Genomic DNA, 18,730 nt, shown 5'->3' on the forward strand with positions numbered 1-18,730 from the left:
GAGCGTTAACGATGACGCGTTCATTCTGGAAAAACGCGGCGCATTTGAGTCCTTCGCGAGCAGGCTCGCTCCTACAGAAGAGCAAAAAAAAGCCCGACCAAAAGGTCGGGCTCTTTATAAGTCAAGCCGCCGGATTAGACCAGCTTCTCGAACTCAGGGATAGCTTCGAACAAGTCCGCCACCAGGCCGTAATCGGCCACCTGGAAGATCGGCGCTTCTTCGTCCTTGTTGATCGCAACGATCACTTTGGAGTCTTTCATGCCGGCCAGGTGCTGGATCGCGCCGGAGATACCGACGGCGATGTACAGCTGTGGAGCAACGATCTTGCCGGTCTGACCGACCTGCATGTCGTTGGGTACAAAACCTGCGTCGACCGCGGCGCGGGAAGCACCGACGGCAGCGCCCAGCTTGTCGGCCAGGGCGTACAGGTGTTTGAAGTTGTCGCCGTTCTGCATGCCACGGCCGCCGGAAACGACGATCTTGGCAGCGGTCAGTTCCGGACGATCGGACTTGGCCAGCTCTTCGCCAACGAAGCTGGAGATACCAGCGTCGTGGGCAGCAGCAACAGCTTCAACGGCAGCGGAACCGCCTTCAGCGGCAACCGGGTCGAAACCGGTGGCACGCACGGTGATCACTTTCACTGCAGCGTTCGACTGAACGGTAGCGATGGCGTTACCGGCATAGATCGGGCGCTTGAACGTGTCAGCGCTTTCTACCGAGATGATCTCGGAGATCTGGTCAACGTCCAGTGCAGCGGCAACGCGCGGCAGGATGTTTTTGCCGTTGGAAGTAGCGGCAGCCAGGATGTGGCTGTAGCCCTTGCCCAACTCCGCAACCAGAGGAGCGATGTTTTCCGGCAGCTGGTGAGCGTAGGCGGCGTTGTCGGCTACCAATACTTTGCTCACGCCAGCGATTTTCGCAGCGGCTTCAGCCACGGCACCAACGCCCTGGCCAGCAACCAGAACGTGAATGTCGCCACCGATTTTGGCGGCAGCAGCAACGGTGTTCAGGGTGGCAGGCGCCACAACCTTGTTGTCGTGCTCAGCGATTACCAAGATAGTCATGATTAGATTACCTTCGCTTCGTTTTTCAGTTTCTCGACCAGTTCAGCCACCGACTTGACCTTGATACCCGCGCTGCGTGCAGCAGGCGCTTCGACTTTGACGGTCTTGTTGGTGGAGGCGGTGGAAACGCCCAAAGCGTCCGGAGTCAGCACTTCGAGAGGCTTCTTCTTGGCTTTCATGATGTTTGGCAGAGACGCATAGCGCGGCTCGTTCAAACGCAGGTCGGTGGTGACGATGGCCGGCAGTTTCAGGGAAACTGTCTGTGCGCCGCCGTCGACTTCGCGAGTCACGGCAACGCTGTCGCCGCTGATTTCGACTTTCGAAGCGAACGTGCCCTGACCGTAGCCGCTCAATGCAGCGAGCATCTGGCCAGTCTGGTTGTTGTCGCTGTCGATGGCCTGTTTGCCAAGGATCACCAGCTGAGGCTGTTCCTTGTCGACAACAGCCTTGAGCAGCTTGGCAACGGCCAGGGAAGTCAGGTCTTCGGCGGACTCGACGAGGATGGCGCGGTCGGCACCCAGAGCCAGCGCGGTGCGCAGTTGCTCTTGAGCGGTGGACGGGCCTACGGAGACGACGACGATTTCAGTCGCAACACCCTTCTCTTTCAGGCGTACGGCTTCTTCCACGGCGATTTCGCAGAACGGGTTCATCGACATCTTGACGTTGGCAAGATCGACGCCGGAATTGTCCGCCTTGACGCGAACCTTGACGTTGTAATCCACAACGCGTTTGACAGCTACAAGAACCTTCATGGATTCCTCGTTACTCTCCGGTGAAAAGAAAGTCGCCTAGGCGAACCTGGCGGTTGATACTCATCGGGCGCAAGGGCACCTCCAAAAACGCCGGCAAAGCTGTCAAGTGACCATCACTCATGATCTGAATGACCGTTCGTCAGTGGTGACTGACGAGTCATTCAACATCGCGGCGTGTAAACTGCGCATCAAACCCGCGCAGCGCATCACTCTCTACTGCCATCGCCCTGTCTTTAGAGGTGCTCTTGAAACCAACAGTCAGCCTACGGCGAGCGCAAAACCGCCCGTATCTTGACCGGAACGCCTATTCCGGTCAATACGCCAAAATGGCCGTTCATAAGGCGCGTGACTTTGATTTCTCTGGCTTTGAGCCAATTCAAACAAACGTTTGTATTGGACGCTGAGAGTGGTGTAGATATAATGCGCCACCCAAAGAGAAAGGTGGTCAATCGATTGTCCGCTCCCGGCGCTGTGCTGGGATTCATGGATGCGACACCCGACTTCCAAATTAGAAAAAAAACTGTTGAGCCTTGAGTAGGAGATAACCTGTGGAACGCGAATACATGGAATTCGACGTTGTCATCGTCGGTGCCGGCCCCGCTGGTCTTTCCGCCGCCTGCCGCTTGAAGCAGAAGGCTGCGCAAGCCGGTAAGGAAATCAGCGTCTGCGTGGTCGAAAAAGGCTCCGAAGTCGGTGCTCACATCCTGTCCGGTGCCGTGTTCGAACCACGGGCCCTGAACGAACTGTTCCCGGACTGGAAAGAACTCGGTGCGCCGCTGAACACCCCCGTCACCCGCGACGACATCTTCGTGCTGAAGAACGCTGAAAGCGCGCAGAAAATTCCAGACTTCTTTGTGCCCAAGACCATGCACAACGAAGGCAACTACATCATTTCCCTGGGCAACCTGTGCCGCTGGCTGGCCCAGCAGGCCGAGAACCTGGGCGTGGAAATCTACCCGGGCTTCGCCGCTCAGGAAGCGCTGATCGACGAGAACGGCGTGGTTCGCGGGATCATCACCGGCGACCTGGGCGTCGACCGCGAAGGCAATCCGAAGGAAGGCCTGTACACCCCGGGCATGGAACTGCGTGGCAAGTACACGCTGTTCGCCGAAGGTTGCCGTGGCCACATCGGCAAGCAGCTGATCAAGCGTTTCAACCTGGACACTGACGCTGATGCCCAGCACTACGGCATCGGCCTGAAAGAAATCTGGGAAGTCGACCCAGCCAAGCACCAGCCTGGCCTGGTGGTGCACACCGCCGGTTGGCCGATGGACATCATGGGCACCGAGAACACCGGTGGCTCATTCCTCTATCACCTGGAAAACAACCAGGTCGTGGTTGGCCTAATCGTCGACCTGTCCTACAGCAACACCTACCTGTCGCCGTTCGACGAGTTCCAGCGCCTCAAGCATCACCCGGTGCTTGCTCAGTACCTGGAAGGCGGCAAGCGCATCAGCTACGGCGCCCGCGCCATCTGCAAGGGCGGCCTGAACTCGCTGCCGAAAATGGTCTTCAAGGGCGGCGCGCTGATCGGTTGCGACCTCGGCACCCTGAACTTCGCCAAGATCAAAGGCAGCCACACCGCGATGAAGTCCGGCATGCTCGCCGCTGAATCCGTGGCTGACGCGCTGTTCGCCGAGAAGGACAGCAGCGAAGAGCTGACCACTTACGTCGACGCGTTCAAGAAGAGCTGGCTCTACGAAGAACTGTTCGCCAGCCGCAACTTCGGCCCGGCGATCCACAAGTTCGGCGCCATCGTTGGTGGCGGTTTCAACTGGCTCGACCAGAACATCTTCGGCGGCAAACTGCCGTTCACCCTGCACGACACCAAGCCGGATTACGCTTGCCTGAAACTGGCGGCCGACTGCAAGAAGATCGACTACCCGAAACCGGACGGCAAGATCAGCTTCGACAAACTCAGCTCGGTGTTCATCTCCGGTACCAACCACGAAGAAGAGCAACCGTGCCACCTCAAGCTGGCCGATCCAAGCATCCCGATCAGCAAGAACCTGCCGCTGTACGATGAGCCGGCACAGCGTTACTGCCCGGCCGGCGTGTATGAAGTGATCACCAAGGAAGACGGCGAGAAGCGCTTCCAGATCAACGCCCAGAACTGCGTTCACTGCAAGACCTGCGACATCAAGGACCCTGCACAGAACATCACCTGGGTGACGCCGGAAGGCTCTGGCGGCCCGACTTACCCGAACATGTAAGCCGAACTGCGAACATCAAGGCTCCCGAAACGGGGGCCTTTTTGTTGCCTGCGATTGTAGGAGCGAGCTTGCTCGCGATGGTGTGTCATTCAGCATTAATGTTGACTGACACTCCATCGCGAGCAAGCTCGCTCCCACAGGGGGTTGCGGCGAGTCAGGCTGCGCGTTCATCTCCGGGATTACGCTCAAAGTACCGCTTGTACTCGCGACTGAACTGCGACGTGCTCTGATACCCCACCCGATGCGCCACTTGCGCCACGCCCAGCCCCTCGCCCAGCAACAACTGCTGCGCCCTGAGCAAACGCAATCGCTTCAGATACTGCACCGGTGACAACAAGGTGCTGCGCTTGAAATGCTCGTGAAAGGTCGACGCACTCATGTTCGCGCAACTGGCCAGGGTCTCGACGTTCAGCGGTTCGGCAAAATGCGCATGCAGATGACTGAGGGATGCCGCGATCCGGGCGAATTGCCCCTGCTGCTCCACCAGCGCCCGCAACACATCGGCTTGCGGACCGCGCAATGCGACGAACAGCAACTCGCGCAATCGCGCTTGCCCCATGATCTGGCATTCCAGCGGATCGTGCAGGCAGCGCAGCAGTCGCTCGACACAACCGCGCATCGCAGCATCGAGCACTGCCGAGGTCATGGACTCAGGCGTTTGCGCCGGAATATGCCGCCCCGGCGCCAGGCCCATCGCCAATACCAGCTCGCCCAGCGTCACCCGGTCGATCGCGACCGACACCCCAAGCATTGGCCCATCCGGAGCGGCAAAGGTTTCACACTCGAACGGCACCGGCAGCGCCTGAATCAGGTAGTGCCCCGCGCCATATTCCAGGGTGCGCGGCCCCAGGTGCGCCAGTTTGCTGCCCTGGGCGATGATCACCAGGCTCGGCTCGTAGATCTGCGGCCCACGAGCCACATCGCAACTGGCCCGCAGAACCTGCACGCCCGGCAAGGCAGTCGGGACAAAACCGTCGCGAGTGGACAACGGCTCGATCAGCGAAACCAGGGTGGCATTGGCATCAAGGTGACGGGTTAACAGCATCGGGGCTCTTCACAAAAAAAGTCACAAAAAAAGTCACGGAAAAAGGGACGAAAGCATCATCGCAGATCCGCTGACCAATGCGACGGCTCACACCCGCATGCCGGAGGAATAGGCATGACACCCGGAGGAATCGCCATGGCCGGTACAGGGTTCGGCGCCCAGAATGCGCCACCTCACCCGTCAGCGCTTTTGCGAGGTTCACCATGTACACCGCCATCGGATACGCCGCCCAGTCGGCCACCACTCCCCTCGCCCCCGTGAAATTCGAACGCCGCAGCCCACGGGCCGACGACGTTGCCATCGAGATTCTCTACTGCGGCGTTTGCCATTCCGACATCCATCAGGCCCGCAACGAGTGGGGCATTGCCGTTTACCCGCTGATGCCCGGCCACGAAATCGTAGGCAAAGTTACCGCCGTCGGTGCGAACGTCACCCAACACAAAATCGGCGATCTGGTCGGTGTCGGCTGCATGGTTGACTCGTGCCGCAGTTGCGAAGCTTGCCGGGCCAATCTCGAGCAATACTGCCTCGAAGGCCCGACCTTGACTTACGCCACCCCGGACCGGGTCGACGGCAGCAACACCATGGGCGGCTACTCCGACAGTATCGTGGTCAGCGAACACTTCGTGGTGCGTATCCCCGAGTCACTGGACCCGGCCAGCGCCGCGCCAATCCTGTGCGCCGGCATCACCACCTACTCGCCGCTCAAGCACTATGGCGTGAAGGCCGGTGACAAGGTCGGGATTCTCGGCATGGGTGGCCTGGGCCACATGGGCATCAAGTTCGCCAAGGCCATGGGCGCCGAAGTGACGCTGTTCACTCGTTCGGCAAGCAAGGCTGAAGAGGCTCGCCGCCAGGGCGCGGACCATGTGATCGTGTCCACCGATGACGCGCAGATGCAGGCTGCCGCCGGTCACTTCGACTTCCTGCTGGACACTATTCCGGTACAACACGACCTCAACCCTTACCTCGATACGCTGCGTTTCGACGGCGTGCATATCCTGGTGGGGTTGATCGAACCGGTGGAGCCGCCGGTACATGCCGCCAAACTGGTGTTGGGGCGTCGCGTGCTCGCGGGCTCGCTGATCGGCGGCATCGCCGAAACCCAGGAAGTGCTGGATTTCTGCGCCGAGCACAACATCACCTGTGACATCGAAATGCTCGACATCCGCCAGATCAACGAGGCTTACGCCCGCATGATCGCCGGTGACGTGAAGTACCGCTTCGTCATCGACATGGCGACCCTCAAGGTTTAAACCTTAAGACCAAGCTCTGCCGACAGCCGGGTTGTGACCCCTTTGATCAGGGGAATCAGCTCGGCCATTTTTTCCAGCGGCATGTACGGCACGGTACTGGCGATGCTGATACCGGCGACGATGCGTTTGCTGGCATCACGGATCGGCGCCGCCACGCAACGGATCGACGGTTCGTTGTCTTCCAGGTCGAAGGCATAACCGCCGGCCACATACTCGACCATGCGCCGCTCGAACTGCTCCCAGGATTGCTCCGGGTGCTGCGGCCAGAACTGGTTTTTCCCACCCACCGGCAGGCTGACTTCGAACAGGCGCTGCCACTCTTGCGGCGAATCATCGAGCATCAGCGCCTTGCCGATCCCGGTGCGCGCCAACGGCATGCGATGGCCGACCCGCGAACGCATTTCCGGGCCATTGCGCCCCGGATTCTTGTGCAGGTACAGCACTTCGTCGCCTTCACGAATCGCCAGGTGAATGGTGTCGCCGGTCAAGGCCGACAACTCATCCAGATACGGCCCGGCCAGGGTCACCAATGGCAACTCTTCACGGGCCTGAAAGCCCAACTCGATCAGTTTCGGCCCCAGCAGATAACCCACTTGCGGCACCACCCGCAAATAGCGCTCGTCCACCAGGCAACTGGCCAGGCGATGGGTGGTGCTGCGCGTGGTGCCGATCAGCCGGGCGATTTCCTTGAGATCGCGGGCGCCGCTGGCCACAGCCTGGACCACACCCAACCCGCGAAGCAGGGTCTGGGTGCCGGTCGGCGCGGCGTCCTTGGCGATTTTTGGGGCGTCTTCCTGCATATCCAGCTACCGTTGAGCGAGTGAACGGGCGGCATTATGGTCGCCCGCGCGCCACGACTACAACTTGATACGCTCGACCTTGCCCACCAGCAGGATGTAGGACAGTGCGCCAATCAACGCCAGCACCGAGATGTAGGTGATTGCCGGGGCAAAAGAATCACCCGTCGCGAGGAAGCCGATCACGATAGGCGTGGCAATCGCCGACAGGTTGCCGATGAAGTTGAACACCCCGCCGGTCAGCCCGAGCAAGCGTGCCGGAGCCAAGGTCGACACCAGCGACCAGGTAATCGAAGCCAACCCGTTGCCAAAGAATGCCAGCGCGAGGAAGGCAATCACCAACGGCGTCGATTCGACAAAGTTGGCGCCGATGATCGAGGTGGAAATCAGCAGGCCGCTTATGATCGGCAACTTGCGGGCGAAACCTACCGTGTAACCGCGACGGATCAAAAAGTCCGAGAAGAAACCGGAACACAGTACACCGACAAAGGCCGCGAGAAACGGCAGCGATGCCAACAGGCCGGACTTGATGAAGTCCATGCCGCGGTATTTCACCAGGTAGGTCGGGAACCAGGTGAGGAAAAACCACAGGGTCGAGTTGAGGCAGAACTGCCCGAGGTAAATGCCCCATAGCTTGCGCTTGGTCAGGACAATGCCCAGGTCGGTCCAGCTGAATTTTGCTTTGACCTTGGCTTGTTCGGCCTGGATATCCACCAGCCCGCCGCCCTCGCGGATCAGATCAATCTCTGCGTCATTGGCGCCTTTGAAATCCCGTGGTTCGCGATACACCGCGTACCAGATCACCGCCCACACAATGCCCGCCGCGCCGGTGGCGACAAACACCATATGCCAGCCGAACTCGTGCTGGAGCCAGGCCAGTACCGGCGTCAGGAACGCCAGGCCGACGAACTGCCCGGATGTGTAGAAACCGATGGCCGTGGCGCGTTCGCGCTCAGGGAACCAGGTGGTGACCACGCGGCTGTTGATCGGATAGGCCGGTGCTTCCAGGGCACCGACCGCCATGCGCAACACGAACAGTGCGATGAAGCTGGCGGCGAAGCCGAGCATCACCGTGGCCACCGACCACAGCAGCAAGGCGACGCTGTACAGAATCCGTGGCGGCACACGATCCACCAGCCAGCCACCGGGGATTTGCATGGCAGCGTAGGTCCAGCCGAACGCAGAGAAGATCAGGCCGACGTGGATCGGGTCGATACCCAGGTCACTGGTCAATGCCGGGGCGGCAATCGACAGGTTGCTACGGTCCAGATAGTTGATCACCACGGTGATGAACAACAGCACCATGATGAAAAAACGCTTGCGGCTGGGCGTCACCAACGACGCCTGCCCGGTGAGGGTTTGCGGTTGCATGAGGGGTGCCTCTTCTTATGGTTATTGAGGTCGTTCTAAAGACTGACGCAGCCCCCTTGTGGGAGTGAGCCTGCTCGCGATAGCGGTGTGTCATTCAGCATTGATGTCGACTGATACAACATCGCGAGCAGGCTCGCTCCTACAGGGGATTTGTGGTGAATCAGAGATCACTCACCACTCGGCAAAACTGCCATCGGCATGGCGCCAGATAGGGTTGCGCCAGCGGTGGCCGATGGCGGCGCGTTCGATCACGTATTCCTCGTTGATCTCGATACCCAGGCCCGGGCCGTTCGGGATCTTCACGAAGCCTTTGTCGTAGTCGAACACCCGTGGGTCTTTGACGTAGTCGAGCAAGTCGTTGCTCTCGTTGTAATGGATGCCCAGGCTCTGTTCCTGGATGAACGCGTTGTAGCAAGCCGCGTCCAGTTGCAGGCACGCCGCCAAGGCAATCGGGCCCAGCGGGCAATGCAGCGCCAGCGCCACGTCGTAGGCTTCGGCCATGTTGGCGATCTTGCGGGTTTCGGTGATGCCGCCGGCGTGGGAGGCATCCGGCTGGATGATGTCGACATAACCTTCGCTGAGCACGCGCTTGAAATCCCAGCGCGAGAACAACCGTTCGCCCAGGGCAATCGGCGTGCTGGTCAGCGGTGCCAGTTCTTTCAGCGCTTCGTAGTTTTCGCTGAGCACCGGTTCTTCGATGAACATCAGTTTGTACGGGTCGAGTTCCTTCATCAGCACCTTGGCCATGGGCTTGTGCACGCGGCCATGGAAGTCCACGCCGATACCGACGTTCGGGCCGACGGCGTCCCGCACGGCGGCGACGTTGGCCAGCGCCAGGTCGACTTTTTCAAAGGTGTCGAGGAACTGCAGCTCTTCGGTGCCGTTCATTTTCACCGCAGTGAAACCCCGGCTGACCGCTTCTTTCGCCGCCCGCGCGGTGTCTGCCGGACGGTCACCGCCGATCCACGAATACACACGAATCTTGTCCCGCACCTGACCACCCAGCAGATCGCTGACCGACACACCCAGCGCCTTGCCCTTGATGTCCCACAAGGCCTGGTCGATACCGGCCAGGGCGCTCATGTGGATCGCGCCGCCACGGTAGAAGCCGCCGCGGTAGAGCACGGTCCAGATGTCTTCGATGTTGCGCGGGTCTTTGCCGATCAGGTAGTCGGACAATTCTTCAACGGCAGCGGCAACCGTGTGGGCGCGGCCTTCGACTACGGGCTCGCCCCAACCGGTGACGCCCTCGTCGGTTTCGACCTTGAGGAAGCACCAGCGCGGCGGAACGATGAAGGTGGTCAGTTTGGTGATTTTCATCTATTGGCTCTCTTATTAGATGCAGCGCGCTCGGCGCTCAAAGAAGTCTTAGCGAAGGGCTTTCCAGGCAGCGACGTAGACCTTGGCATTGGCCGCCACTTGCGCAGGCGTCATGCCCGGTTTGAACAGACCGGAGCCGAGGCCGAAACCTTTGACGCCGGCGTCGATGAACGACTGCATGTTGTCCGGCGTGATCCCGCCGACCGGCGCCAGAAGGGTTCCGGCCGGCAGCACCGCGAGCCAGGCTTTGACGACTGCCGGGCCCATCTGCTCGGCCGGGAACATCTTCAGCACGTCCGCGCCTTCAGCCAGTGCCGCGAAAGCTTCGGTCGGCGTGGCGACACCCGGCGACAGGTACAGCCCCGCCGCTTTCGCCGCGCGCAAAACCTTCGGATCGCTGTGGGGCATGACGATCACCTGGCCGCCCGCGGCTTTCACTTGCTCGACCTGTTCCGGCGTCAACACCGTGCCGGCACCGATCAGACAATCGGCGGGCAAGGTACTGCGCAGGATGCGGATACTTTCGTACGGCTCAGGGGAATTGAGCGGCACTTCAATGACGCGAAATCCGGCGGCGTACAGGACTTCGCCGATGGCGGCTGCTTCCTGCGGACGCAGGCCGCGCAGGATCGCGATCAGGCCGTTTTGCGCCAGGGCTTGTTTGAGCATGTCAGGACTCCAGTCAGGTTTAACGGGATGCGGTGCACGTGACCAGGCCGGCAGCCAGTGCCAATTGCCACAATCCGCGTTCTGTGGCCTGTTCGGCCAGGGTTACCCGGGCAAAACCGCAGACGTCGAGCGCGCGGCTGTAGCGGGCACAGAGTTGGGTGTTGCCGATGAGGATGATCGAAGGCAGGTGCACGCTGTTGCGCCGGCGCCGCTGGACATTGGCCAGGGCCACCAACTCATGGCCGATCAGCAGGCCGGACAGATAGTCCGCCTGGGCGGTGGCGCTCAACTCACCGGTCAGCCTGAGACTGCGGGCGCTGAACATCGTCGACAGCGGACCGATTTCACCATCCGCCGACAACGCGACCCGCACGCCGCGATCAAACGCATCGCCATCGAAAGACGCGCCACATTGTTGGGTGCGCCCGAGAATGCTGTGTTGACTGAGCACGGCGAAGACTTCGCCGGTCATGAAAGTGTCGAAGTGCACGATGCAGCCGTCGGCCACTTCCACCCATTTCGAATGGCTGCCCGGCAGACCGATCAGCAGATCAGCGCCCGCCTCGCCTGTCAGGTTTTGCAGCACGCCGAGCACCTGGGTTTCTTCGCCGCGCATCACGTTCGGCAAAGGCGAACGCTCGATGACGCCGGGCACGATGTGCACATCGACGCCGCGCAGGCTACGCACGGTTTGCAAGGAAGTACCGAGCGTGGCGACGTTCGCCGGCGTGTCACGGTAGGCCGCTTCGCTCCAACCCTGGGCGCTGCCGACCATGCCGCAGGCAATCACCGGCAAATCCGGCTGGGCATCGAGCCAGTCGCCGCAAGCCTCATCGAAGGCCAGTTCGAAACCATCGGCGCATTCCCGGCCGCCAATGATTCGCGGCGCTTTCGGCAGCTGCATGATCCCCGACGACAGCGAACGCTGTTCGAGCACTTGCCCGTCTTCAGCCAGTTTGTAAGCACGTAATGAGGTTGTCCCCCAGTCGAGCGCGATCAATTGCGCCTGCATCGCTTCACCTGTTTTGGTTATTGGCAGTGAGTGAGCGGGACTATAAACCTGCGCCGGGACAAATCTCAATATATAAATATCAATCCCATATTATGAGACAAGACAAAAAATCGCAGCCCGAAGGCTGCGATCTTTTAGAAGCGATCAGTTACCCGCTGCGAAATCCCGCAACACCGCCCCATCCATCCGATAGCGCACCCACTCCTCCTGCGGCTGCGCCCCCAGGGATTTGTAGAAATCGATGGCCGGCGTATTCCACTCCAGCACGCTCCACTCGAAACGGCCGCAGTCGTTGGCGCAGGCGATTTTTGCCAGATGCCGCAGCAGGGTCTTGCCCGCACCACCGCCGCGCTGTTGCGGGGTGATGTAGAGGTCTTCGAGGTACAGGCAATTGCTGCCAAGCCAGGTGGAATAGCTGAAGAAGAACACCGCGAAACCGATGGGTGCACCGTCGCGCAGGCAGATCAGGCCATGGGCGGTGGCGCCTTCGCTGAACAGGCTGCGCTCGATATCGGCAACGCTGGCGATGACTTCATGGCGGGCACGTTCGTAGTCGGCCAGTTCAGTGATGAACGCGAGGATTTGCGGTGCGTCACTGGGGGTCGCCGGGCGGATTTCGATCGTCATGGACGTGCCTTGTCAAAAGTGGAAAACGCCATACTAAGTCGGCGCGGTACTTGTGGCGAGGGGGCTTGCCCCTGTTGGGTTACGCAGCAACCCCAATAAAAACACTGGAGTCTTTCTGGTGTAACGCAATCGCTGAGAAAGGGCCTGCTTCGCAGGCCAACGGGGGCAAGCCCCCTCGCCACAAATGCTGATCCGCCACAAAAGTGTCTGGAAGCTTTACTCCGGCCAACACTAACCCTGGAATCGATAACCTCGGACCTAACATTTGGGCACTGCGTGGTTAGATAGCTGCGCTGCCCATTTAGCCGGTCAAGGAACCGCGTCATGTCTACCGCAACACCCCCAGTTTCAAGCAAGCTGTTCGGCCTGTTTTGCCTCGCCAGTTACCTGTTGTCGCTGTCCTACGGCTCGACGTTTTTGCTGTCGTTGCTGATTGGTTCTCGCGGCGGTAACGAACACGATGCAGGGAGCGTGATTTCGGCGGCGATGCTCAGCACCTTTGCGGCGGTGATTGTTTCCGGTCATTTGTCCGACTTGCTTGGCGCCGCCCGTTCGGTGGCACTGTTCGGAGTATTGCTGGTAGCGGCCAGCCTGGGCTTCGCCCTGACCCCTGGCTTCGGTCATCTGCTGTTGTTCTTCGGGCTGCTGCTGGGCCTGGGCTGGGGTGTGTTCTACACCCTTGGGCCAATCATCGTGGCGAGTCTGGTGACACCCTCGCAGCGCGCCAAATACTTCGCCCTGCTGTCGGGCAGCATGATGACCGGGATCGGCAGCGGCCCGTTGCTCGGCCGCGCGGCGAGTGCGCTCGGCTACCCGGTGACCGCGGCGTTTTATCTGGCGGCGCTGGCCAGCCTGATCGGCGTATTGCTGTTCTGGCGCCTGGATCGACAATTGAAACAGGCGCCCGCGCAATCTGGCAGCATGTCGCGGATTTCCTGGCGCGCAGCGGGTCAGGTGCTGTCGTCCAGGGCCGTATTCCCGATCATCATGGTTGGCCTCGGCGGCTGCGTGTTCGGCGGTCTGTCGAGCTTTCAAACCAGCTATGCCGCGGCACGCTCGCTCGACTATTCGCTGTTCTTCCTCGGCTTCATGAGCGCGGCGATCAGCGGCCGCATGCTGGTTGCCGGTTTCGTGGTCAAGCGCGACCCGTTCCGTGCATCGTGTGTGCTTTCGGGGTTGATGCTGGCCTCAATCGTGATGTTCGGTTTTTTCGTCGACAGCAGCTTCAGCTACGTGCTCGCGGCGGTGATGCTCGGGATCGGTTACGGCCTGACCTACTCGGTGATCAACGGCCTGGCCGCCAATGAAGCGCCGAACGGCACCACCGCACAATCCTTGCTGCTGTTCAGCCTGTCGTACTTCATCGGCGTGTTCGGCTTTCCGCTGCTGGCCGGAAAAATCATCGTCGAGCAAGGCATGGCCACGCTGTTGCTCACGGTGTTGGCAGTGGCTGCGCTCAACTGGTTGATCACCGTAGGCCGATTGGTCTGGCGTAGCGCCACAGCGGTTAGCGCATTGGAGCAGGCCTGAGCCGTTCGTCGCTAACAATGCACCCATCCGGGTCGAGGGCGTACTAATCAGGTAAGGACTCTACTCGTTGGAGACAACACCATGATCCTGTCCAGGTTGACCGCCCTTGTTCTCACTGCCCTTTTGTCCTGTGCCGCCTTCGCCGGGACCATCGGCTCGAGCACCGGCCCGACCAATCCGGTGGAAAAACCCAGGGCCCCCGCCATCAAGAGTGCCCCCGGCATGAATACCGATGGCACCACGATCGACCACAACCTGCCGCCCTCCACCGGCACCGACCCGCGGGTTCAAGGCAATGACGCGGGACGTCAGGGCGGTATGAGTTTGCCAGGCAGCAAAACACCCAGCAGCGGCGGACTCGGCTCGACCACTAGCGGCAGCTCGGGTGATGACGACGATGACAGTCAATAGTTGCCAATTTGAGGACAGAAGCTGGAGCGAAGAATATTGCGTTATCAGGAATGTGCAGACAGGAATTGATTGAGGCGCTGCGCAAGGCAAGTGAGTGCCGGATCATGTGTGGAGTTTTAGGGCCTCTTCGCGGGCAAGCCCGCTCCCACAGGATCTGTGCCAGACCACAAATTCGATGTGCGAACGCAAAACCCTGTGGGAGCGAACCTGCTCGCGATGACAATGGATCAGTCGCTGAAAGTCATGTGGATCAACTCATCCACTTCAGCCGCCCCCGGCGAAGTCGCCGGGCCCCAACGGGTGACCGCCAGCGCCGCCGCCGCATTGGCCCGCTGCGCCGCATCGAAGGCCGACAAACCTTGCGCCAGTCCCGCCACAAACACACCGGCATGGGCATCGCCCGCACCATTGCTGTCCACCGCGTCGACCTTGAATCCCGACACATGCCGACGCTCGCCGCCCTGGCTGATCCAGCAACCGTTGGGCCCGTCGCGTACCACCATCAGCACTTTGGCCGGCAGATGTCTGGCCAGGCAATCCAGCGCCTCGGCAATGTCCGACGCGCCGGTAAATTTCAGCGCCTCCACGGCATTGCTGGTCCACACATCGATGCGTGCGAGCAAGGCTTGCATCATCGGCTCGTCCGGCGAATCCACCAGCGGCCCCGGATCGAACACCACGTTGACTGCGCCCGGCAGCGCCAGCGTCCAATCCACCAGCGCTTGCGCCTTGCCGACGTGCAGCAGGCTGTAGCCGCTGACGTAAACATAGTCGCCCGCCTCCACCGGCACACTGGCCAGGTCCTCGGCGCTCAACTCGCCCTCGGCGCCGATGTAGGACACGAAGCTGCGCTCCGCTGAAGCGTCTGTGATGGCGATGCACAGCCCGGTATCGCGCCCGGCGCGGCCGGCAATGCCGATGCGGATGCCTTCGGCATTCATCGCGTCACGGGCCAGGTCACCGAATCGGCCGGTGCCATGGCGGCCGAGGTAGACCACCGGCAATCCGTTACGCTGTGCGGCCGCCATCACATTGAAGCCACCGCCGGCCTCGAAACTGGCGGACTGTGCCAGCACGTCGCCGCCCGCCTCGGGCAGTTTGTCCACGGCCATGACCAGGTCGATGATGACCTGGCCGGTGTGCAGCATTCTAGGCATGAGCGTTCTCGACCTGCGTGGCGCGACGATCTTTCGCCCCGCCGAGTACGAAATAAATCCCGCCAGCCACCACGAAGGTCACGATCCAGCCGAGGCCGTTGTGGCCCAGCCACGAGTCGGCCAGGAAACCCTTGAACCAGATATTTTCCGCCGTGGTGCCAATGGTGGTGAAGCTGAAGCCCAGCACAATGGCGATTGCCCAGGCACCGAAGGCACGCCACTCGATGCCGCCGAGATACCAGTAGGCACTGCTCGGGCTGACGTCCAGCAGGTCCTTGGGGCTGTAGTAGTGACGGTGAATCAGGTCGACCACGAAGATCCCGACCCACGCAGTGATCGGCACCGCCAGCAGGGAAATGAAGGTAATGAACGGGCCGTAGAAACTGTCGGCGATCAGCATGAAGTAGATCGAACCGGCGAAGATCGCGACGATGTCCACCACCACCGCATAGACGCGTTTGACCTTCAAACCCAGGGTCAGCGTGGTCAGGCCGGCGGAGTACACCGACAGGTTGTTCGACAGCAGCAGGCCACCGAACGCGGTGATCAGATACGGCACGGCCATCCAGGTCGGCAACATGTCGCGGATCGCGATGATCGGGTCAGTGGCCTGGGCCAGGTCGTTGTTGCCCACCGACAGCAGGCCGCCGAGGGTGATCAGCAACACCAGCGGAATCCCCGCGCCGAACGCCGCCGACGCCACCAGACGCACCGCCTTGACGCTGCGGTGCTGGTAGCGCGACATGTCCGCACCGGCGTTGGCCCAACCGATGCCGGTGCCGGCGGCCATGGTGCCGACGCCGATGATCATCGCGCTGAGCGGCGCAGGCGTTGCGTTGAACACCGCGCTCCAGTCGATGGTCGCGCAGAGGAAGCCGCCAACCAGAATGTTCAACCCGCCGAAAACGTAGGTCGCCCACTTCTGAATCACCAGCAATGTCGCATGGCCGAGGCCGGACACCGACAAGGTCAGCAACACGAAAATCGCGATGAACACCAGGGTCAGCACCGGCGCGCTCTTGGCTTGCACCGGCGAGCCGAACAGGATCGAGCACAGAGACAGCAGCACGAACGCGGCCGTGGTGGTGTTGACGGTTTCCCAGCCCAGGCGCGACATCAGCGAAACCAGGGTCGGGCCGATGTTGCCGCGCACACCGAAGATCGCTCGCGACAAGGTCAGGCTCGGCGCACGGCCACGACGGCCGGCGATGGAGATGATCCCGACCACCGCGAAGGAACCGGCGGCACCGATGATCGCGACAATGACCGCCTGCCAGATCGCCAACCCGCGAAAGGCCACGAGGGTCGCGCCCAGCGGCAGGCCGAGGATGGAAATGTTGGCGGCGAACCAGACCCAGAACAGTTGCAGCGGATGCCCGTTGCACTCAGCCTCCGGCACCGGTTCGATGCCACGGGTTTCCAGTTGCCCGGCGCTTTGCCCGGCGTTGGTTGAACTCATGAAAATGCTCCTGTTGCCATTTGTTGTGGTTGTGGGCAATTCGGGAAATCGACACAACAGCCCGGCCATCCTGGCCAAGTTCGTGCGCTCCTTTGCGGGTGAATAATCTTGATTGCGCGGTGCGCCCTTCGCGGGCAAGCCTGCTCCCACAGGTACAGCGTGAACCCTGAGGCTTGCACTAAACCTGTGGGAGCGGGCTTGCCCGCGAAAGCGTCAGTTCAATCAACGCAGGACGAGTAGTCCTTTCACAAGGGGCTCAAGCTCCAGATTATTGACCACCTTGACCTTGTCGATCATCTCGACAGGCCAGCTCTCAAGACCCAAACAGGCCCCAAGCATCGCGCCCAGAATCGCCGCGATGGTATCCGTGTCGCCGCCCAGGCTGGCGGCCATGCACAGTGCATCGAAGGCGTTCATTTCACCGATGGCCACTTGCTGGGCCAGGGCGAACGACACCACCACCGACTCCTGGGAAGCCACCGATGTGCCGATCACGTCGTACAGTAAATCTGCCAACAAACCGTTGTCATGATCGACGCTGATGCTCCGCGCCCAACTGATGCGCGAGGCAATGCGTCCACCGGCCACCCAATGGCCATGGCTTTCTGCTTGCTGGGCGATATGCTGGCCGAGGTTCAACGCTTGGCCCAGGTCCATGCCGTTGATGCCAGCAGACACCACCGCCGCCACCGCCGCCGCGCTGGAGATCCCCAGCGTGGTGTTGTGGGTGACCTGACAGGCCTGCACGACCGCTTCAATGAAACGCTGCGGATCGGCGACATTCGCCGCGATCCCCACAGGCGTAATGCGCATCGCGGCGCCATTGGTGGTGCCGTAGCGCCCCGCTTCTTCCGGCGAATGGCCGGCGAGGATCATCTCGATGGCGCGCTTGGTCGAAGGGCCGAGCAGATCCTGCGAGCCCTTGGCCTGCATCACCGCCTCCCATTCGATCAAACGCTGTGCGAGCACCGACGGTTCGATCTTGCCCCCGCCGTCAATCAACAACTGGCCGACCAGGATCGCCTGTTCGGTGTCGTCGGTAATCGAGCCTTTGGGCATGTTGGCGGCAATCGGCTGATCGGGGCCGGCGTCTTGCAGGTCGGTGATTTCACCAAAGCGCGCCTGGATTTCAACGCGGCTCAAAGATTGGGTCGGCATGCCCAGGGCATCACCCAGGGCCAGTCCATAGAACGCGCCCAAGGCACGGTTGAGCGCAGTCATTTCGAAGTTCCAAATTGCAGGTGCAGGCGAAAATGCACAGGGTCGAGCAAACTTTCCACTTGCTCCATGAAGCGGTTTTGCCGGTCGTAGGTGGTGCGCAAGGCCTTGAGGAATACCGTGCCTTCGGGGCGGCCGAGCAGTTCGGCATCTGCAGCATTCAACGGCTCGGCACCGATCCATTGATCGCCACGTTCACCGATATAGCCGTAAGCGGCCAGGGTGATGGTCAGGGAGTTGTCGATCAGCCCCACACGCGGCAGGCTTTCCAGACCGCCGGTGGCGGGCATCAATGAACGTTCGAGGGAGACCAGCGTGCCGTCATTGGAACGGCGGCGACGGTCGAGGGTAATGAATTTGTCGGTACCGAAACGCGACAGCAGGTCAGGACGGGTTACCGCCTCCAGCCGCAACACTTCGGTATTGACCAGCGCCCCGCTGTCGGCCAGCGCCTGCGCCCAGCCGCTGCGCTGGTCGAGTACCACTCCGTCAAACGTGACGATGGAGCCCACCCCGCTCTGCGTCGCGATGTAGTTGCGCCGTTTCAATTCGGCCAGGGCCTCACGCAAAGTGCCTCGGCTGACGTTGAATTCCTGAGCCAACTGATGCTCGCCCGGCAAATGAAAACCGTCCTGCAGGAGGCCGCCTTCGATGCGCCGGATGAGTTCGTCGACCACCCGTTGTTTCTTGTCAAATCGTACCTGTCTAATCATGTACAAAGTGATAACCGAAACGGGTTCGGGCGGGCAAGGAATATTTCAGGGAAGTGACGGAAGGAATGGCGTTTGGGCAGTGACCGCTGCGCGGTCAAATCGCGAGCAGGCTTGCT

The 18,730-nt window shown here is 61.0% G+C and carries 17 protein-coding genes; 4 read left to right on the forward strand and 13 right to left on the reverse strand.

The genetic code is table 11. The features are described 5' to 3' along the window. Positions 1-134: 134 nt before the first annotated feature. Both AC3ITY_RS24985 and AC3ITY_RS24990 read right to left on the reverse strand, forming a co-directional pair. Positions 135-1,064, reverse strand: a complete 930-nt coding sequence (locus tag AC3ITY_RS24985) for an electron transfer flavoprotein subunit alpha/FixB family protein (protein WP_489305616.1) — start codon at positions 1,062-1,064, stop codon at positions 135-137. A gap of 2 nt (positions 1,065-1,066) precedes the next feature. Further along, positions 1,067-1,816 (reverse strand): electron transfer flavoprotein subunit beta/FixA family protein, encoded by a 750-nt coding sequence (locus AC3ITY_RS24990; protein ID WP_007945693.1) that lies wholly within the window; start codon positions 1,814-1,816, stop codon positions 1,067-1,069. Positions 1,817-2,364: 548 nt separating this feature from the next. Between AC3ITY_RS24990 and AC3ITY_RS24995 the strand changes: the two genes are divergently transcribed. After that, positions 2,365-4,029, forward strand: coding sequence for an electron transfer flavoprotein-ubiquinone oxidoreductase (locus AC3ITY_RS24995; protein ID WP_489305618.1), 1,665 nt, complete (start codon positions 2,365-2,367; stop codon positions 4,027-4,029). A 154-nt stretch (positions 4,030-4,183) separates the two neighbouring features. Here the strand turns inward: AC3ITY_RS24995 and AC3ITY_RS25000 are convergent, their stop codons facing one another. Then, positions 4,184-5,074 carry an AraC family transcriptional regulator gene (locus AC3ITY_RS25000; RefSeq protein ID WP_489305620.1) on the reverse strand — a complete coding sequence of 297 codons (891 nt, stop codon included), beginning with the start codon at positions 5,072-5,074 and terminating at the stop codon, positions 4,184-4,186. Between the two features lie 203 nt (positions 5,075-5,277). On the opposite strand from AC3ITY_RS25000, the gene AC3ITY_RS25005 reads away from it, so the two are divergent. Then, positions 5,278-6,330: an NAD(P)-dependent alcohol dehydrogenase gene (locus tag AC3ITY_RS25005; protein ID WP_489305622.1), complete on the forward strand. Its 1,053-nt coding sequence runs from the start codon at positions 5,278-5,280 to the stop codon at positions 6,328-6,330. Here the strand turns inward: AC3ITY_RS25005 and AC3ITY_RS25010 are convergent. From AC3ITY_RS25010 to AC3ITY_RS25035, 6 genes are all read right to left on the reverse strand, one after another. After that, positions 6,327-7,130: an IclR family transcriptional regulator gene (locus AC3ITY_RS25010; protein ID WP_489305624.1), complete on the reverse strand. Its 804-nt coding sequence runs from the start codon at positions 7,128-7,130 to the stop codon at positions 6,327-6,329. The two genes, AC3ITY_RS25005 and AC3ITY_RS25010, sit on opposite strands and share 4 nt — an antisense overlap. Positions 7,131-7,187: 57 nt before the next feature. After that, positions 7,188-8,498, reverse strand: coding sequence for an MFS transporter (locus tag AC3ITY_RS25015; RefSeq protein ID WP_489305625.1), 1,311 nt, complete (start codon positions 8,496-8,498; stop codon positions 7,188-7,190). Positions 8,499-8,669: 171 nt separating this feature from the next. Next, positions 8,670-9,818 carry a galactonate dehydratase gene (gene dgoD, locus AC3ITY_RS25020; RefSeq protein WP_223456192.1) on the reverse strand — a complete coding sequence of 383 codons (1,149 nt, stop codon included), beginning with the start codon at positions 9,816-9,818 and terminating at the stop codon, positions 8,670-8,672. 48 nt (positions 9,819-9,866) lie between these two features. Continuing rightward, positions 9,867-10,487, reverse strand: coding sequence for a 2-dehydro-3-deoxy-6-phosphogalactonate aldolase (locus tag AC3ITY_RS25025; protein ID WP_489305626.1), 621 nt, complete (start codon positions 10,485-10,487; stop codon positions 9,867-9,869). 19 nt (positions 10,488-10,506) lie between these two features. Next, positions 10,507-11,499: a 2-dehydro-3-deoxygalactonokinase gene (locus AC3ITY_RS25030; RefSeq protein ID WP_489305628.1), complete on the reverse strand. Its 993-nt coding sequence runs from the start codon at positions 11,497-11,499 to the stop codon at positions 10,507-10,509. A 144-nt stretch (positions 11,500-11,643) separates the two neighbouring features. Beyond that, entirely contained in the window at positions 11,644-12,126 is a 483-nt protein-coding gene (locus AC3ITY_RS25035) for a GNAT family N-acetyltransferase (protein WP_095943999.1), read from the reverse strand. Positions 12,127-12,450: 324 nt separating this feature from the next. On the opposite strand from AC3ITY_RS25035, the gene AC3ITY_RS25040 reads away from it, so the two are divergent. Then, positions 12,451-13,656: an MFS transporter gene (locus tag AC3ITY_RS25040; protein ID WP_489305629.1), complete on the forward strand. Its 1,206-nt coding sequence runs from the start codon at positions 12,451-12,453 to the stop codon at positions 13,654-13,656. 81 nt (positions 13,657-13,737) lie between these two features. After that, positions 13,738-14,067 carry a hypothetical protein gene (locus AC3ITY_RS25045; protein ID WP_489305630.1) on the forward strand — a complete coding sequence of 110 codons (330 nt, stop codon included), beginning with the start codon at positions 13,738-13,740 and terminating at the stop codon, positions 14,065-14,067. A gap of 227 nt (positions 14,068-14,294) precedes the next feature. Here the strand turns inward: AC3ITY_RS25045 and AC3ITY_RS25050 are convergent, their stop codons facing one another. The 4 genes from AC3ITY_RS25050 to AC3ITY_RS25065 all read right to left on the reverse strand — a co-directional run bounded on the left by AC3ITY_RS25050 (position 14,295) and on the right by AC3ITY_RS25065 (position 18,614). Then, positions 14,295-15,224 (reverse strand): PfkB family carbohydrate kinase, encoded by a 930-nt coding sequence (locus tag AC3ITY_RS25050; RefSeq protein WP_489305632.1) that lies wholly within the window; start codon positions 15,222-15,224, stop codon positions 14,295-14,297. Further along, a complete protein-coding gene (locus AC3ITY_RS25055) occupies positions 15,217-16,683 on the reverse strand; it encodes a purine-cytosine permease family protein (protein ID WP_489305634.1) in 1,467 nt (488 codons plus the stop codon). Before AC3ITY_RS25055 ends, AC3ITY_RS25050 begins: the two co-directional genes overlap by 8 nt. Positions 16,684-16,905: 222 nt before the next feature. After that, positions 16,906-17,904, reverse strand: coding sequence for an ADP-ribosylglycohydrolase family protein (locus AC3ITY_RS25060; protein ID WP_489305635.1), 999 nt, complete (start codon positions 17,902-17,904; stop codon positions 16,906-16,908). After that, on the reverse strand, positions 17,901-18,614 hold the full coding sequence (locus AC3ITY_RS25065; RefSeq protein WP_489305636.1) for a GntR family transcriptional regulator: 714 nt from the start codon (positions 18,612-18,614) through the stop codon (positions 17,901-17,903). Before AC3ITY_RS25065 ends, AC3ITY_RS25060 begins: the two co-directional genes overlap by 4 nt. Between the last annotated feature and the right edge of the window lie 116 nt (positions 18,615-18,730).

The organism is Pseudomonas sp. GL_091 (genome assembly GCF_057837725.1).